Raw genomic sequence first — 13,667 nt, forward strand, 5'->3', positions numbered from 1 at the left:
CATGACAGTATCCACCTCTCCGAAGCGAACTGCCCTGCTCAACGCCGCGCGCGAACGCATTCTCGTGCTCGATGGCGCCATGGGCACGATGATCCAGAACCTCCAGTTCGACGAGGCCGCCTTCCGCGGCGAGCGCTTCAAGAACTTCCATCGCGACCTGCGCGGCAACAACGACCTGCTGATCCTGACGCAGCCGCAGGCGATCGAGGACATCCACGCGGCGTATTTGCGTGCCGGCGCCGACATCGTCGCCACCAACACCTTCTCCACGACCTCGATCGCGCAGGCCGATTACGACCTCACCGACATCGTCTACGAGATGGCGCGCGAAGGCGCCCGCCTCGCCGGCAATGCCGCAAGGCGCGTCGAAGCCGAGGACGGCAAGCCGCGCTTCGTCGCGGGCGCCATCGGCCCGACCAACCGCACCGCCTCGATCTCGCCCGACGTGTCCAATCCCGGCTACCGCGCCGTCACCTTCGACGATCTGCGCAAGTCCTATGGCGAGCAGATCAACGGCATGCTTGACGGCGGCGTCGACCTGCTGCTGGTCGAAACCATCTTCGATACGCTGAACGCCAAGGCGGCGCTTTATGCGATCGCCGAGATTACCGAAGAACGCGGCATCGACATGCCCGTGATGGTGTCGGGCACCATCACCGACAAGTCCGGCCGCCTGCTCTCGGGCCAGATGCCGGAGGCGTTCTGGAATTCGGTGCGGCACGCCAAGCCCATCACCATCGGCTTCAACTGCGCGCTCGGCGCCGAAGATTTGCGCGCGCATATCGCCGATATCGGCCGCGTCGCCGACACGCTCGTCTGCGCCTACCCCAATGCCGGCCTGCCCAACGAATTCGGCCAATATGACGAGACGCCCGAATACATGGCGCGCCTGGTCGGCGAGTTCGCACGCGACGGCCTCGTCAACCTCGTAGGCGGCTGCTGTGGCACCACGCCGGACCATATCGCGGCGATTGCCGCCGCCGTTGCCTCGCACAAGCCGCGCATCGTGCCGGAGATTACGCCGCGACTACGGCTCTCCGGCCTCGAGCCGTTCGTGCTGACGGATGCGATTCCTTTCGTCAATGTCGGCGAGCGCACCAACGTCACGGGCTCGGCCCGCTTCCGCAAGCTGATCACCGCCGGCGACTACACCGCAGCGCTCCAGGTCGCGCGCGACCAGGTCGAGAACGGCGCGCAGATCATCGACGTCAACATGGACGAGGGGCTGCTCGATTCCGAAGCCGCGATGGTGACCTTCCTCAACCTCGTTGCCGCCGAGCCCGACATCGCCCGCGTCCCCGTCATGGTCGATTCCTCGAAATTCTCGGTGATCGAGGCCGGCCTGAAATGCGTGCAGGGCAAGCCGGTCGTCAACTCGATCTCGATGAAGGAAGGCGAGGAGAAGTTCATCCACGAGGCCAAGATTGCCCGCCGCCACGGCGCGGCCGTCGTCGTCATGGCGTTCGACGAGGTCGGCCAGGCCGATACGTTCGCGCGCAAAACCGAGATCTGCAAGCGCGCCTACGACATCCTGGTGAACAAGGTCGGCTTCCCGCCCGAGGACATCATCTTCGATCCCAACATTTTTGCGATCGCGACCGGCATCGAGGAGCACAACAATTACGGCGTCGACTTCATCGAGGCGACGCGCTGGATCCGCCAGAACCTGCCGGGCGCGCACATCTCCGGCGGCGTCTCCAACCTGTCGTTCTCGTTCCGCGGCAACGAGCCGGTGCGCGAGGCCATGCACTCGGTGTTCCTGTATCATGCCATCAAGGCCGGCATGGACATGGGCATCGTCAATGCCGGGCAGATGATCGTCTATGACGACATCGACCCCGAGCTGCGCCAGACCTGCGAGGACGTCGTCCTCAACCGCGATCCCGGTGCCTCCGAGCGCCTGCTGGCACTCGCCGAGAAGTTCCGCAGCAAGAAGACGGAGAGCAAGGAAGCCGATCTCGCCTGGCGTGAATGGCCGGTGGAGAAGCGGCTGTCGCATTCGCTGGTGCACGGCATCACCGAATTCATCGAAACTGACACTGAGGAGGCTCGCAAAGCTTCGAAGCGCCCGCTCGACGTGATCGAGGGACCGCTGATGGCCGGCATGAACGTGGTCGGCGATCTCTTTGGCGACGGCAAAATGTTCTTGCCGCAGGTGGTGAAGTCCGCGCGCGTGATGAAGCAGGCGGTCGCGTGGCTGATGCCGTTCATGGAGGAGGAGAAGGCGCGCAACCTCGCCAACGGCATCGGCACCGAGGGCTCCTCCTCCGCCGGCAAGATCGTGCTGGCGACGGTCAAGGGCGACGTCCACGACATCGGCAAGAACATCGTCGGCATCGTGCTCCAGTGCAACAATTTCGAGGTCATCGACCTCGGCGTGATGGTGCCAGCGGCCAAGATCGTCGAGACCGTGAAGGCGGAGAAGGCCGACATCGTCGGGCTCTCCGGCCTGATTACGCCCTCGCTCGACGAGATGGCGTTCTTCGCCGGCGAATTGCAGCGCGAAGGCCTCAAGCTGCCGCTGCTGATCGGCGGCGCCACCACCAGCCGCGTGCATACCGCGGTGAAAATCGACCCGAGCTATCGCGCCGGTCCGGTCGTGCACGTCAACGACGCCAGCCGCGCCGTCGGCGTCGCCTCCTCGCTGCTCTCGCCGGAGAAGCGCGAGGCCTATGCCGCCGAGGTGCGCGCCGAATATGCCAAGATCTCGGATGCACATCTGCGCGCGCAGGCCGACAAGAAGCGCCTGAAACTCGCCGCTGCCCGCGCCAACCGCGTGCCGGTCGATTTCGCCAGGAGCAGACCGCTGAAACCGACCTTCCTCGGCATCCGCAGCTTCGACGATTACGATCTCGGCGAGCTCGTGCCCTACATCGACTGGACGCCGTTCTTCCAGACCTGGGAGCTCGCCGGCCGCTTCCCCGCCATCCTCGACGACGCCAAGGTCGGCGAGGTCGCGCGCTCGCTCTATGACGACGCCCACAAGATGCTCGACACCATCGTCAAGGAAAAGTGGTTCCGCGCGCGCGCGACGATCGGCTTCTGGCCGGCGAATGCCGAAGGCGACGATATCGCGCTCTATGCGGACGATAGCCGCACGAAGAAGGTCGCGACGCTGCACACGCTGCGCCAGCAGCTCGAGAAGCGCGAGGGCCGCTTCAACGCGGCGCTCGCCGATTTCGTCGCGCCCGCGGGCGTGCCCGACTATGTCGGCGGCTTCGTCGTCACCGCCGGCATCGGCGAGGATGCGGTGGCCGATCGCTTCAAGATGGCGAACGACGATTACTCCTCGATCCTGTGCAAGGCGCTGGCCGATCGCCTGGCCGAAGCCTTCGCCGAGCGCATGCATGCCCGCGTGCGCCGCGAGTTCTGGGCCTATGCGCCGGACGAGACGCTCTCGACCGAGGAACTGATCCTCGAAAAGTACCAGGGCATCCGCCCCGCGCCCGGCTATCCCGCCCAGCCCGATCACACCGAGAAGGCAACGCTGTTCGAGCTGCTCGATGCGGAGGCCACGGCCGGCGTGAAGCTGACCGAGAGCTTTGCGATGTGGCCGGGCTCCTCCGTATCCGGGCTCTATTTCGCTGCGCCTGAGAGCTATTATTTCGGCGTCGGCAAGATCGAGCGCGACCAGGTCGAGGATTACGCCGCGCGCAAGGGCATGACGGTCGCGGAGACCGAGCGTTGGCTCGCGCCGGTGCTGAACTACATCCCGTCGCAACAGACCGACAAAGTCTTTGCGGCAACGCCGGCGAACGACGAGACGTCAAAGGATCTCGCCTCGCATCCGCCAGGCTGTACCTGCGCGGTGCATCTGGTCTGGCAGAAGAAGCGCGCGGGGGCGGGTTAGGCGCCTCCAAATCAAAAATTGAGAAAACAACCCCATGCACAGTAGTGATGGGGTTGAAAAGCTTGAACAATTTCGGTGTTGCCGAAATGGTGCTCCGTCGGGCAAAACACCTGTACTATTTCATCATCGGCTGCTGCGTGGCCTCAGGCTTTCGCCTCGCCGTCATTCCGGGGCGCGCCTCTTGGCGCGAGCCCGGAATCCATTTCTCCGCATCATCCGCCGCACGATGGATTCCGGGCTCGCGCTTCGCGCGCCCCGGAATGACAGAGGGGGGCCTCACCCCTTCGGCGGCGCCAGCGGCTGCACGATCTCCTTGAACGGAGCCAAGGCCTCGCAGCGCTCGGCATGCGCTGACAACGCCGGATAGCGCGAAGCATCGAACAACTGCGGATGCGCTTCGCGGGTGAAGCGAACGACGCAGGCCACCGCGACGTCGGCATGGCCGATGCGCGTCCCCAGCCAGTACGGCGTCGTCACCTTGACGCGCTCGGCCTCCAGCACTTTCAGGACGTCGCCGATCTGCGCCTGGCAACGCTCGACCCACAGCGCAAGCTGCTCCTTCCGCAGCACGCGCTCGTAGAGCAGGCTGACTGCCTTGTCGCCGAGGCCGGATGCGAGCGCGCAGATGCGCAAATGCCTGCGGCGTTCGGTGCCGGCGCGCGGCAGCATCGCCTTCTCGGGACCAACGAGGTCGTCGAGATAATCGAGAATGATGGTGCTCTCGATCAGCGCCTCGCCGTCGTCCAGCACCAGCGTCGGCACCCGGCGCAGCGGATTGTACGGCGCGATCTTGTCGGCATCGCCGAAGGTCGACCACGGCCGGTGCTCGAAGGCGAGCCCGTAAAGCCGCAGCGCAATCGCGACGCGGCGGACGAAGGGGGAATCATATTGGCCGATCAGGAACATGGTTCGCGTTCTTCCTGGTTGGACGAGGCAGGGCCGATCAGTCTCCACGACCAGCTCGGTGCGGCGCAACAGATATCTTGGAAATGGTGCGTTGCGCCGGTTGCAACGACGCCGGCGACAGCGTCACGTACCACGCGGTCAAAGCCCCTCCTGGATCGATCGCTTGATCGCAGCGATGGCCGTCTCGTTGCGCTTGTACATCGTCCACTGCTTGATCCGCTTGGCACGCACCAGCTTGGCTGATGTCAGCACCCGCATGTGCTCGCTCACCGTCGGGGCGCTGACGCCGAGCTTTTCGGCGATCAGCAATCCGCAAACACCGTCCTCGACCAGGTCGCCATCGGCCTGCTCGCGAAAATGCTTCCGCGGATCACGCAGCCAGTCCAGGATCTGCAGGCGGCGCTCGTTGGCGAGCGCGCGCAAGGCAACGGCAAATTTCATTTAGCCATTTTGCTAATTACCTAATTGATGTCAACCGGCCAATGGGGTATTCTGAACGCATCATGACAGCGACAATTGACATCACGCGGGAGCGGATTGCGGCGACCGAGGCCGTCATCCGTCCGCACATCAGACGCACGCCCCTTGTTCAGGTCGACCTCGCCGATTTCGGCCTGCCGGCAGCGCCCGTCACGCTCAAGCTTGAGATGCTGCAGCATTCCGGATCGTTCAAGGCGCGCGGAGCCTTCGCCAATCTGTTGCTGCGGCAGGTACCGCAAACCGGTGTCGTCGCCGCGTCCGGCGGCAATCACGGCGCGGCCGTCGCCTATGCGGCGCAGCGGCTCGGCCTTCCCGCCACGATCTTCGTGCCCGATATCACCTCGCCGGCCAAGGCCGAGCGCATCAGGGGTTATGGCGCAAAGCTCGTGATTGCCGGAAGTCGCTATGCCGATGCGCTGGCTGCGAGCGAGTCCCACGTCGCGCAGACCGGCGCGCTTGCGGTCCACGCCTACGATCAGGCCGAAACCCTGCTCGGCCAGGGCAGCGTCGGCCTGGAGCTGGAGCAGGACGCGCCCGGCACCGACACGCTGCTGGTCGCGGTCGGCGGCGGCGGATTGATCGGCGGCATCGCGGCGTGGTTCGCCGGCAGGACACGCATCATCGCGGTCGAGCCGGAGCAATCGCCAACCCTGCACGCCGCGTTCGCGGCGGGCGCGCCGGTCGATGCGCCCGCCGGCGGCATCGCCGCCGACAGCCTTGCGCCGCGGCGCGTCGGCGAGCTGATGTTTCCGATCGCGCGCGTACATGTGCACCGCGTCGTCCTCGTCAGCGACGAGGAAATCCGGCAGGCGCAGGAGGCGTTGTGGACCAGCGTGCGTCTGGTGGCCGAGCCCGGCGGCGCGGCCGCGTTTGCCGCGGTGCTCTCCGGCCGCTATCGTCCCTCGCCCGGCGAGCGGGTCGCGGTGCTGGTCTGCGGCGCCAACACCACGGCCGTGAATTTCGACGGCTAGTTAGGAGGCGACATGATCGGCCCGCGCGAGCTAATCCTGGTAGCGCTTCTCACGGCGGTCAGCACCGCCGTCCATGCCCAGGACCGTCCGATCGGCTTTCTGACGCCATCGAAAAACATCGTCTGCCAGTTCTTCACCGACAACGGACAGGGCGTGCTCCGTTGCGACATCATGAACATGGAGACCCGCGCGCGCCGCCCCGCCGATTGCGAGCTCGATTATGGCCACGCCTTCGAGATGAGCGCGAAGGGAGCCGCGGGGCGCATCTGCGCCGGCGACACCGTGATGGATGCCTCGCTGCCGGTGCTGGCCTATGGCGAGGTGTGGCAGCGCGCGGGATTCACATGCCGGTCGGAGCAGACGGGGCTGACGTGCTTCAACGCGATGCAGCGGGGGTTTTCGTTGGCAAGGAACAAGCAGGAGGTGTTTTGATAAGTCGTAGCCCGCATGAGCGTGGCGACATGCGGGCTACGACTGCTCAATGATCGGCACATGCTTCGCCGCGTCGCGCGGCGCCGTGCCGTCGAGGCGCGGGTCGTCGGCGATCTCGATCTGGCGGCGGAAGGGACGGAAGCCGGAGCGCTGGTAGAAGGCGACGGCGGAGGGATGATCGAGGGTGCAGGTGTGGACCCAGACGCGGCGGACCTCGCGCGACCACGCGCGCTCCAGCGCACGGTTCATCAGGAAGCGGGCGGCGCCGGTGCCGATCAAGGGTGCGGTGACGCCGAAATAGACCAGCTCGCACTGGCCGGGCTCGCGGAAATCCAGCTCGAGCAGGCCCTCATCGCGGCCGTCCACGCCCAGCGCGTAGACCTCGACATTGGGCGCGTGAATGATCGCGGCGAGCTCGGCATCGTTCATGCGGGCGCGCGAGAACCACAGCCAGTCCTCACCGACGCGGCGATGGAGGTCGCGGTACCAGGGAAGCGGCGGCGCGTCGGCCTTGCGCAGAGTCCACGCTCCCGGCGGATCGTCGCGGCGCTCGGGAGGTGCGGTCATCTCCAGATGGGTGACGACGGCGGCGATCTTGCCGGCGGGGACGTCGGAATAGCCGTCGGGGAGGATCATGGTTGGTTGGTACCCTTGATATTGAGCCGGCGGGCGGTGCCGTTTCTAGGAGCGACAGCAGCTTCACACTCCGTCATTGCGAGCGTAGCGAAGCAATCCAGGATCTTTCCGCGGAGGGACTCTGGATTGCTTCGTCGCAAGAACTCCTCGCAATGACGTGGAGAGACAGCGTGTACCGCTACCCCTCCCCCTCGTCGCTCGCCAGCACGCCTTTCACCGCGCGCGCCCAACCCGCAAGCTTCCGTTCGCGCGTTGCCTGGCTCATGTTCGGCTTGAAGCGGTGCTCGAGGCGCCAGTTGTCGGCGAACTTGGTCGGCTCGGGATAGACGCCGGCCTGGAGGCCGGCGAGGTAGGCGGCGCCGAGGGCCGTGGTCTCCTGGATCACGGGGCGGTCGACGGGCGCATCCAGGAGATCGGCGAGGCGCTGCATGGTCCAGTCGGACGCGGTCATGCCGCCGTCGACGCGGAGCACGACGCTGGCGGTTTCCGAGCTCGGCCAGTCCGCGCGCATCGCGGCCCAGAGATCGAAGGTCTGGTAGCAGACGCTTTCCAGCGCGGCATGGGCCAGCTCGGCAGGGCCAGTGTTGCGGGTGAGGCCGAACAGCGCGCCGCGCACCCGTGGATTCCAGTACGGCGCGCCCATGCCGACGAAAGCCGGCACGAGATAAACGCTCTGCATGGAGTCCGACTGATCGGCGAGAGGTCCCGTCTCGGCGGCGTGCTTGATGATGCCGAGGCCGTCGCGCAGCCATTGCACGGCTGAGCCTGCGACGAAGATCGAACCTTCGAGCGCGTAGGTGCGCTTGCCGTCGAGCTGATAGGCGACGGTGGTGAGCAGCTTGTTCTTCGACCCCACAGGCGTGGTGCCGGTGTTGAGCAAGGCAAAACAGCCGGTGCCATAGGTCGACTTCATCATGCCCGGGCGGAAGCAGGCTTGTCCAATGGTCGCGGCCTGCTGGTCGCCGGCGATGCCGGAGATGACGATGGGGCCGCCGAACAGATCGGGCGTGCTCTCGCCGAAGCGCGCGGAGGAATCCTTCACCTCGGGCAGCATCGAGCGCGGCACGCCGATGATCTCCAGGAGCTCGTCGTCCCACTCGCCCGTGTGGATGTTGAACAGCAGCGTGCGCGAGGCGTTGGTGGCGTCGGTGGCGTGCACCTTGCCGCCGGTGAGGCGCCAGAGCAGATAGCAGTCGACGGTGCCGAACATCAGCTCGCCGCGCGCGGCCCGTGCCCGCGCGCCGGGAACGTGATCCAGGATCCAGGCGACCTTGGTGCCGGAGAAATAGGGATCGATGATCAGTCCGGTCTTCCTGGAGATCACCGGCTCGCGGCCGTCGGCTTTCAGTTTCGCGCAGATGTCGGCAGTGCGGCGGTCCTGCCAGACGATGGCGCGGTGCACCGCCTGCCCGGTGGCGCGATCCCACACCACCGTGGTCTCGCGCTGGTTGGTGATGCCGATCGCCGCGATGTCCTTAGGCTTGATTCCGGCCTGCGCGATCGCGTCGCGGCACACGTTCACGGTCGAGGTCCAGATGTCCTCCGGCTCGTGCTCGACCCAGCCCGAAGCCGGGAAATGCTGCGGAAACTCGGCTTGCGCCTTCGCCGCAATGGAAATGTCGCCGCGAAACACGATAGCGCGCGAGGAGGTGGTGCCCTGGTCGATGGCGAGAACGAAAGACATGGCGGCTTACCCTTGGCGTATGTCGGCGTTTTGTTGGCAGTTTCTTGGCGTTGCCCCCGGAGGGATCATTGTGTCGCGCCAAAGGGAGCGGATTGGAGGCGGAAGGTCAAGACTCGCTTACCCTCCCCTGGAGGGGGAGGGTCGGCTCACATTGAGCAACGCGAAATGTGAGACGGGGTGGGGTGACGGTCTCTCCGCGTCGCACAGTCGTAGTCCTGCGCAAGGCTAGGACCGCTCCCGCAAAAATGCTACACGCCGGAGCGGGCACGCGGGGCGGCATGACTTTCACCTCCTTTCAGTTCGGCATCTTCGTCGCGGTCGTGTTCGGCGCGTATTACCTGCCGCCTCTGCGCCGCTTCCAGGTGCAGTTGCTGGTGGCCGCAAGCGTGTTCTTCTACGGCTTGGGGCAAACGGAGTTGCTGCCGCTGTTGCTCGTCGCGGTTCTGGGCACCCATGTCTGCCTGGTGCTCGCGTTCGAGAACCGCGCTGTCTGGATGCCGGCCGGCATCGTCTTCAATCTCGGCCTGCTGGCGTTCTTCAAGTACAAATTCCTGTTCGTCGACGCCGGCGCGGCCGATCTGAGCGGCGCCGCACCGATCGACTTCCTGCTGCGGCTACCGCTGCCGATCGGCATTTCGTTCTTCGCGTTCCACAATATCAGCCTGCTGGTCGACCTGACCCGCGAGAAACGCACCGCGCCCCTGCGCGACGTATTCCTCTACATCATCTTCTTCCCGCAGCTCGTCTCCGGGCCGATCACGCGCGCCGCCCAGTTCATGCCGCAGATCGTTCCCAAGCAGATCGGTGACGTCGCCTTCGTCGAGGCGGCGAAGTGGATTCTCGTCGGCTATTTCTTCAAGCTGTACGTCGCGAACAATCTGAACGAGATGACGGCCTACATGGACTTCCCGCTCTACGAGACGCTGCGCACGCAGGACCGCTGGCTGCTCGTGTTCCTCTACAGCTACCAGATCTATGCCGACTTCTTCGGCTACTCCGCGATCGCGCTCGGGCTCGGGCTGCTGTTCGGCTATCGGCTGCCCGTAAACTTCAACCTGCCCTACATCTCGACCTCGTTCTCCGAATTCTGGACGCGCTGGCATATCTCGCTGTCGAGCTGGCTCAGGACCTATCTGTACATTCCGCTCGGCGGCAACCGGCATGGACGGCTGCGAACTATCTCAACCTGATGATCGTGATGACGCTCGGCGGCCTCTGGCATGGCGCGAGCCTGAGCTACGCGCTGTGGGGCATGGCGCACGGGCTGCTGCTGGTCATCGAGCGGCCGTTCCTGAACCTTCTCGGCAATACAAGCCCCGCGGTGCGGGTGATCCGGATGGGCATCGTGTTCTTCTGCGTCACGATGCTCTGGATCTTCTTCAAGTTGCCGAATTTCGATCACGCGCTTGGCTACCTCAAGGGGATGTTCATCGCGACCGACGTCCCCAATCCGCCAAAGTTGTTCACCAATCTCGCTTTGCTCTACGCCTTGCCGGTGATCATCCAGCACATCGGCATCGGCACGTTCGTCGAAGGACGGTTGCGGCGATGGGAGCCCTAACTCTATGGTGCGCTCGCGGCGCTCGCTTATCTCGAAGCGGGACCCGACAGCGCGTTCATCTACTTCCAGTTCTGACATGCGGCAGGAATCAACGCTTTCGTGGACGATCAAATTCGCGGCAGATGTCGCTGCGCTGTTGCTTGCCTGCGGCCTGGCCACGGCGCGGTTCGGCTTGGACCGCAGCAGCCGGCGGTCACGACCCGCGGCGGCAGCCTCGTCAGCCTCAACCGCTATGTGCGGGATCCCATGCCTGATATCGTGCTGGTCGGCAGCTCGATCGCCTGGCGCCTCAAGGAAGGGTATTTCTCGCCTCCGCGCGTCCGCAATCTTTCGTTGGCGGGCGGCTCGCCGGTGACAGGTCTCGAGATCGTCGCGAACCGGCCGAACTCGCCGAAGATCGTTCTGATCGAGACGAATATCCTGACGCGCGAGCCGGACACCGCGCTCATCGAGAGATTTTCCGGCGGCGCGCGCACGGAAGCGCCGCTCTTGCGCCCGGTGCGAACAGCGGTCGCGGGCTATGAAACGTGGAAACACGGTGAACCCGATCCCGCCCAGGCACGCGCCGAGTGGGATCGCCTGCTCGGCCAGCCGCCGAGCACGTTCGACAACAAGGTCTATCTCGACCGTGCGCTGGCGCAGATGGACGAAGCCGACCCGGCCGTCGCTCGCGCGAGTGTAGCCCGCATCAGGCAGCTCATCGACGAGCTGCAGCGGCGTGGCACCCGCGCATTTCTGATCCGCGTTCCCTTTGCGCCGGAGGTCGAAGGCTCCCGCATGGTCCGGATGACCAACGAGATCGTCGACGAAGCCTTCCCTGATCGCGCGCTTTGGCTTCAAATCGATCCGCCGCGCCGCGAGCTGCGTTGGGACGACGGCGTGCACCTCGACGAACGTTCGGCGCTGATCGTCGTACGCGCCATCGAACGCGCCTTGGCCGAGCGCGACGCCCGTAACGGAAGACCGGCAGCTACACCGCCGCCGTCGTCACACCGCCGTCGATGACGATCGTCTGGCCGGTCATGAAGCTCGAGGCGTCGGAGGCGAGGTAGGCAACGGCGCCGGCGATTTCATCAGGCTCGCCGATGCGGCGCAGCGGCGTGGTCGCGGTGCGGCGCTTCAGCATGGCTTCGTCTTCCCACAGCGCACGCGCGAAATCGGTCTTGACCAGGCCAGGCGCGATGCAGTTGACGCGGACGCCTTTCGGACCCCATTCGCCGGCGAGGGAACGGCACAGCGCGAAATCGGCCGCCTTCGAGATGCCGTAAGCGCCGATCACGGTGGAGCCGCGCAAGCCGCCGATGGAAGAAATGATGATCACGGAGCCGCCGCCGCGCTCGGCCATTTGCGGGATCGCGAGCGCAGAGAGCCAGATGTTGCTCTTGACGTTCGAGCCCATGATCTTGTCGAAGGCCTCGTCGGTGATATCGAGCAACGGGCCATAATAGGGATTGACGGCGGCGTTGCAGACGAGGATGTCGATCTTGCCGTAATGCCTGGTCGCGCCCGCGATCAGCGCCTCGACCTCGGCCTTGCGGGCGATGTTGCAGGGGATGACGGTGGCCTCTCCGCCGGACGCGATGATGCCGTCGGCAACGTCCTTGCACGCATCCGCCTTGCGCGAGGACACCACGACCTTGGCCCCGAGCCTGGCGAGCAGCTCGGCGGAGGAGCGGCCGATGCCGCGGCTGGAGCCGGTGACCACGGCGACCTTGCCGGTGAGATCGAACGGGGTGTTTTTCATTGTTGTTGCTCCGCTGCGTCCGCTTGTTCGGTGTCATCGCCCGACGTGATCGGGCGATCCAGTACTCCGCGGCCGGAGTTACGTGGACCAACTGCCGCTGCGGAGTACTGGATGCCCCGGTCAAGCCGGGGCATGACAGTCGTCGTTGTCAGATCAACCCGCCCGCATCCGCGACGCGGCGCTGGTGGTAGTCGGTGTCGCCGAAGCTGTTCTCGATCATGGTGAGGCGCTTGAAGTAGTGGCCGATCTTCGCCTCCATGGTCATGCCGATGCCGCCGTGGAGCTGGATCGCCTGCTGCCCCACGAATTTCAGCGACTTGCCGATCTGCACCTTGGCCGCAGCGATCGCATTGCTGCGCTCTGCGGCGTCCTCGAAATCGCCAGCCATGGTCGCGAACATCGACATCGATCGCGCCTGCTCGGCCGCCACGAACATATCGGAGGCGCGGTGCTGCAGCGACTGGAACGAGCCGATCGCGACGCCGAACTGTTTTCGGGTCTTGATATACTCGACGGTGGTCTTCAGCGATTCGTCCATCAGGCCGACCGCCTCGGCGCAAAGCGCGATGCGGGCTTCATCGACCACGCGCTCGATCAGCGCGAGCGAGTCGTCGGGATTGCCGATCGCGGCATCCGGGCCGATTTCGACGCCGGTGAAGGTGATGTCGGCGGCATGCAGGCCGTCCTGGGTCGGGTAGGACTTCCTGGTCACGCCCTTGGCATTGGCAGGAACCAGGAACACGCCGATGCCGGTCTTGTCACGGCGGTCGCCCTTGGTGCGCGCGGTGACGATCAGCGTGTCGGCATTCTCGCCGTTGAGCACGACGAACTTCTCGCCGTCGATGACCCAGCCGTCGCCCTTCTTCTTCGCCGTCGTGGTGACGTCGAACAGATCGTAGCGCGAGTTCTTCTCGAGCTGGGCGAACGCCAGCGTCTTGCTGCCGTCGATGATCCCGGGCACGTAGGCGGCCTTCTGCGCATCGGTGCCGGCATGGCGCAGGAAGCCGCCGCCGATCACGACCGTCGCCAGATACGGCTCGAGCACCAGCGCCTTGCCGAGCGCCTCCATCACGATCATGGTCTCGACGCCGCCGCCGCCGAAGCCGCCATCGGCTTCGCTGAAGGGCAGGCCGAGCAGGCCATGCTCGGCGAGCTTGAGCCAGACCGTTTTGCTCCAGCCGCCCTTCTCCTTCATGTATTTCTTGCGCTGCTCGAAATCGTAGGAATCGGTCAGCAGGCCGTCGATGCTTTCCTTGAGAAGCCGCTGCTCCTCGTTCAGATCAAAATCCATTCTCTTGGTTCCTCGTACCGGGACTTACTTTGCTTCGTCATTCCGGGATGGCCCGAAGGGCCAGGCCCGAAAATCCATTTCACCTTTGAACGTGCGGCCCGATGGACTCCGG

12 protein-coding genes are annotated in these 13,667 nt (G+C 65.2%); 6 read left to right on the top strand and 6 right to left on the bottom strand.

What is annotated here, in order from left to right; all coding sequences use genetic code 11:
* The first annotated feature begins 1 nt into the window (after position 1).
* Positions 2 to 3,850: a methionine synthase gene (gene metH, locus ACFDR6_RS01530; RefSeq protein ID WP_375857136.1), complete on the top strand. Its 3,849-nt coding sequence runs from the start codon at positions 2 to 4 to the stop codon at positions 3,848 to 3,850.
* A 276-nt stretch (positions 3,851 to 4,126) separates the two neighbouring features.
* On the opposite strand, the gene ACFDR6_RS01535 is transcribed toward metH, so the two are convergent.
* The gene (locus tag ACFDR6_RS01535) at positions 4,127 to 4,756 is read right to left on the bottom strand and encodes a glutathione S-transferase family protein (RefSeq protein ID WP_375857137.1); all 630 of its coding nucleotides are present in this window, start codon (positions 4,754 to 4,756) and stop codon (positions 4,127 to 4,129) included.
* A gap of 138 nt (positions 4,757 to 4,894) precedes the next feature.
* Positions 4,895 to 5,197, bottom strand: a complete 303-nt coding sequence (locus ACFDR6_RS01540; protein WP_212087815.1) for an ArsR/SmtB family transcription factor — start codon at positions 5,195 to 5,197, stop codon at positions 4,895 to 4,897.
* 62 nt (positions 5,198 to 5,259) lie between these two features.
* Between ACFDR6_RS01540 and ACFDR6_RS01545 the strand changes: the two genes are divergently transcribed.
* Together ACFDR6_RS01545 and ACFDR6_RS01550 are read left to right on the top strand one after the other, a co-directional pair.
* The gene (locus tag ACFDR6_RS01545; RefSeq protein ID WP_375857138.1) at positions 5,260 to 6,207 is read left to right on the top strand and encodes a threonine/serine dehydratase; all 948 of its coding nucleotides are present in this window, start codon (positions 5,260 to 5,262) and stop codon (positions 6,205 to 6,207) included.
* A gap of 12 nt (positions 6,208 to 6,219) precedes the next feature.
* Entirely contained in the window at positions 6,220 to 6,639 is a 420-nt protein-coding gene (locus ACFDR6_RS01550) for a DUF6636 domain-containing protein (RefSeq protein WP_375857139.1), read from the top strand.
* 36 nt (positions 6,640 to 6,675) lie between these two features.
* Here the strand turns inward: ACFDR6_RS01550 and ACFDR6_RS01555 are convergent, their stop codons facing one another.
* Entirely contained in the window at positions 6,676 to 7,275 is a 600-nt protein-coding gene (locus ACFDR6_RS01555; RefSeq protein ID WP_375857140.1) for a GNAT family N-acetyltransferase, read from the bottom strand.
* A gap of 178 nt (positions 7,276 to 7,453) precedes the next feature.
* Positions 7,454 to 8,959: a glycerol kinase GlpK gene (glpK, locus tag ACFDR6_RS01560; protein WP_375857141.1), complete on the bottom strand. Its 1,506-nt coding sequence runs from the start codon at positions 8,957 to 8,959 to the stop codon at positions 7,454 to 7,456.
* Positions 8,960 to 9,237: 278 nt separating this feature from the next.
* On the opposite strand from glpK, the gene ACFDR6_RS01565 reads away from it, so the two are divergent.
* The 3 genes from ACFDR6_RS01565 (at position 9,238) to ACFDR6_RS01575 (ending at position 11,525) form a co-directional block, all read left to right on the top strand.
* Positions 9,238 to 10,149: an MBOAT family O-acyltransferase gene (locus tag ACFDR6_RS01565; RefSeq protein WP_375857142.1), complete on the top strand. Its 912-nt coding sequence runs from the start codon at positions 9,238 to 9,240 to the stop codon at positions 10,147 to 10,149.
* Positions 10,149 to 10,520 (top strand): MBOAT family O-acyltransferase, encoded by a 372-nt coding sequence (locus ACFDR6_RS01570; protein WP_375857143.1) that lies wholly within the window; start codon positions 10,149 to 10,151, stop codon positions 10,518 to 10,520. Before ACFDR6_RS01565 ends, ACFDR6_RS01570 begins: the two co-directional genes overlap by 1 nt.
* Positions 10,521 to 10,619: 99 nt before the next feature.
* A complete protein-coding gene (locus tag ACFDR6_RS01575; RefSeq protein WP_375857144.1) occupies positions 10,620 to 11,525 on the top strand; it encodes a hypothetical protein in 906 nt (301 codons plus the stop codon).
* Here the strand turns inward: ACFDR6_RS01575 and ACFDR6_RS01580 are convergent.
* Positions 11,491 to 12,264: an SDR family NAD(P)-dependent oxidoreductase gene (locus ACFDR6_RS01580; RefSeq protein ID WP_375857145.1), complete on the bottom strand. Its 774-nt coding sequence runs from the start codon at positions 12,262 to 12,264 to the stop codon at positions 11,491 to 11,493. The two genes, ACFDR6_RS01575 and ACFDR6_RS01580, sit on opposite strands and share 35 nt — an antisense overlap.
* 148 nt (positions 12,265 to 12,412) lie before the next feature.
* Positions 12,413 to 13,555: a pimeloyl-CoA dehydrogenase small subunit gene (pimD, locus tag ACFDR6_RS01585; protein WP_375857146.1), complete on the bottom strand. Its 1,143-nt coding sequence runs from the start codon at positions 13,553 to 13,555 to the stop codon at positions 12,413 to 12,415.
* Between the last annotated feature and the right edge of the window lie 112 nt (positions 13,556 to 13,667).

The organism is Bradyrhizobium tunisiense, from assembly GCF_042263385.1.
Lineage (GTDB): Bacteria > Pseudomonadota > Alphaproteobacteria > Rhizobiales > Xanthobacteraceae > Bradyrhizobium > Bradyrhizobium tunisiense.

Excerpts from the sequence above, each read along its gene's own strand:
- ACFDR6_RS01550 (WP_375857139.1), top strand. The coding sequence starts at position 6,220 with ATGATCGGCCCGCGCGAGCTAATCCTGGTAGCGCTTCTCACGGCGGTC.
- ACFDR6_RS01535 (WP_375857137.1), bottom strand. The coding sequence starts at position 4,756 with ATGTTCCTGATCGGCCAATATGATTCCCCCTTCGTCCGCCGCGTCGCG.
- ACFDR6_RS01540 (WP_212087815.1), bottom strand. The coding sequence starts at position 5,197 with ATGAAATTTGCCGTTGCCTTGCGCGCGCTCGCCAACGAGCGCCGCCTG.
- ACFDR6_RS01570 (WP_375857143.1), top strand. The coding sequence starts at position 10,149 with ATGATCGTGATGACGCTCGGCGGCCTCTGGCATGGCGCGAGCCTGAGC.
- pimD (WP_375857146.1), bottom strand. The coding sequence starts at position 13,555 with ATGGATTTTGATCTGAACGAGGAGCAGCGGCTTCTCAAGGAAAGCATC.
- metH (WP_375857136.1), top strand. The coding sequence starts at position 2 with ATGACAGTATCCACCTCTCCGAAGCGAACTGCCCTGCTCAACGCCGCG.
- ACFDR6_RS01565 (WP_375857142.1), top strand. The coding sequence starts at position 9,238 with ATGACTTTCACCTCCTTTCAGTTCGGCATCTTCGTCGCGGTCGTGTTC.
- ACFDR6_RS01545 (WP_375857138.1), top strand. The coding sequence starts at position 5,260 with ATGACAGCGACAATTGACATCACGCGGGAGCGGATTGCGGCGACCGAG.
- ACFDR6_RS01580 (WP_375857145.1), bottom strand. The coding sequence starts at position 12,264 with ATGAAAAACACCCCGTTCGATCTCACCGGCAAGGTCGCCGTGGTCACC.
- glpK (WP_375857141.1), bottom strand. The coding sequence starts at position 8,959 with ATGTCTTTCGTTCTCGCCATCGACCAGGGCACCACCTCCTCGCGCGCT.
- ACFDR6_RS01555 (WP_375857140.1), bottom strand. The coding sequence starts at position 7,275 with ATGATCCTCCCCGACGGCTATTCCGACGTCCCCGCCGGCAAGATCGCC.